Genomic DNA, 1,943 nt, shown 5'->3' on the forward strand with positions numbered 1-1,943 from the left:
CTACGAACGCGGTCGATCCGACGCGCGCAGGCCCGGCGTCCGCTAGGCCGCCCGACCGGACCCGTACCCACACACGAGGAGGAACACCCGGCATGACTGTCGTACCGGCACAGCAGTCCGGCGGCGGAGGCGGCAGCAGCGGTCTCTACGACGTACTCGAACTTGTTCTGGACAGGGGGCTCGTCATCGACGCCTTCGTGCGCGTCTCCCTGGTCGGCATCGAGATCCTGAAGATCGACGTACGCGTCGTCGTCGCCAGCGTCGACACCTATCTGCGCTTCGCCGAGGCGTGCAACCGGCTCGACCTGGAGGCCGGGCCGCGCAAGGACCCGGGCCTGCCCGACCTGGTCGGGGAGATGACCGAGTCCGGCGCGCGCGGCAAGTCCAAGGGGGCGCTGTCCGGCGCCGCCGAGACCATCTCCGACGCCTTCAAGCAGGCGCGTGACGAGGGCTCCGAGCGCCAGGGCGAGTCCCGTCCGCGCGCCCGTAAGAGCACGTCCGCCCGCCGGAAGGAGGAGCAGGAGTGAGCACCTACGTCTACGGCATCGCGGCGACCGCGCACCCGGCGCTGCCCGAGGGTATGGGCGGTGTGGGCGACCCGCCCCGCCCGGTGCGCATCCTGCGCGAGGGCGATCTGGCGGCCGTCGTCAGTGAGGCCCCCGAGGGGCTGCGGCCCAAGCGCAGGGACCTGCTCGCCCACCAGAACGTGCTCAGCGAGGCGGGTGCGGCCGGCTGTGTGCTGCCCATGCGGTTCGGCAGCGTCGCCCCGGACGACAACTCGATCACCGGGGTGCTCGCCGAGCGTGCAGAGCACTACAAGGAACGCCTGCGGGCGCTGGAAGGCCGGGTCGAGTACAACGTCAAGGCCAACCACGTCGAAGAGGCCGTCCTGCACCAGGTGATGGCCCAGAGCCCCGACATCCGCGGTCTCGCGGAGGCCAACCGGCAGTCCGGTGGCGGCAGTTACGACGACAAGATCCGGCTCGGCGAGCTGGTCGCGGCCGCGGTCAAGGCCAGGGAGGCCGACGACGCCGCCGCACTCCGGAGCGCCCTGGACTCCTCCGCCGAGGACGTGAGCACGGGCCCCGAGTCCACCGGCTGGCTGGCCAACGTGTCGTACCTGGTGGACCGGGAGTCGGCCGAGCACTTCCTGGCCGCGGTCGAGCAGGCCCGCAAGGACATGCCGCACCTGGAGGTGCGGGTCAACGGTCCGCTGCCGCCGTACAGCTTCGTCGAGCCCGGCCCGGCCGAGCCGGCTGGCACCCTGGCGAGCGGCACGGACACCACCGGAGCGGGGTGACGACATGGGCCTGATCTCCGAGGTGCTGCTGCTGCCGCTCGCACCCGTGCGCGGCAGCGCCTGGGCCATCAATCAGGTGCTGCAGGAGGCCGAGCGGATCTACTACGACCCCGCCACGGTCCAGGCCGAACTGGCCCGCCTCGAGGAGCGGCTGGAGGCCGGAGAGATCACGGACGAGGAGTTCGACCGTCTTGAGGACGAACTCCTCGACCGGTTGGAGACCGCCTCGCGCAGGAGCGCGGGAACAGGCCAACAAGGGACGGCACAATGAACCGAACGGGACTGGGCCTCGCGGTGGGGGCCGGATACCTACTGGGACGTACCAAAAAGCTGAAGATGGCGATAGCCATCGGCGGACTGGTGGCCGGGAAGAAGCTGAACCTGAGCCCGCGTATGGTCGCGGAGCTGATCCAGCAGCAGCTGCAGAACAACCCGCAGTTCAAGGAGATCGGGGACCAGCTGCGCGAGGACCTGCGCGGGGTCGGCAAGGCCGCCTCCGGTGCCATGGTCGAGCGCCAGCTCGACGCCTTCGCCGACCGGCTGCACGGCCGTACGGCCGAGGTACGTGACCAGCTGACGGGCGCGGTGACCGGCGGCCGCGACGCCGAGGACGCCGACTACGCCGAGGACGAGGAGTCCCAGG

3 protein-coding genes and 1 pseudogene are annotated in these 1,943 nt (G+C 70.9%); all 4 read left to right on the plus strand.

All coding sequences use genetic code 11. The features are described 5' to 3' along the window. Positions 1 to 92 precede the first annotated feature (92 nt). Positions 93 to 527 (plus strand): gas vesicle structural protein GvpA, encoded by a 435-nt coding sequence (locus ACWIF2_RS40605; protein ID WP_454366717.1) that lies wholly within the window; start codon positions 93 to 95, stop codon positions 525 to 527. Beyond that, on the plus strand, positions 524 to 1,300 hold the full coding sequence (locus ACWIF2_RS40610; protein ID WP_454366718.1) for a GvpL/GvpF family gas vesicle protein: 777 nt from the start codon (positions 524 to 526) through the stop codon (positions 1,298 to 1,300). Before ACWIF2_RS40605 ends, ACWIF2_RS40610 begins: the two co-directional genes overlap by 4 nt. A gap of 4 nt (positions 1,301 to 1,304) precedes the next feature. After that, a complete protein-coding gene (locus ACWIF2_RS40615) occupies positions 1,305 to 1,571 on the plus strand; it encodes a gas vesicle protein GvpG (RefSeq protein WP_454366720.1) in 267 nt (88 codons plus the stop codon). Further along, positions 1,568 to 1,943: pseudogene (locus ACWIF2_RS40620) on the plus strand (DNA primase); the annotation flags it as partial. The gene ACWIF2_RS40615 and the pseudogene ACWIF2_RS40620, both read left to right, overlap by 4 nt.

Source organism: Streptomyces sp. NPDC055506 (assembly GCF_053643595.1).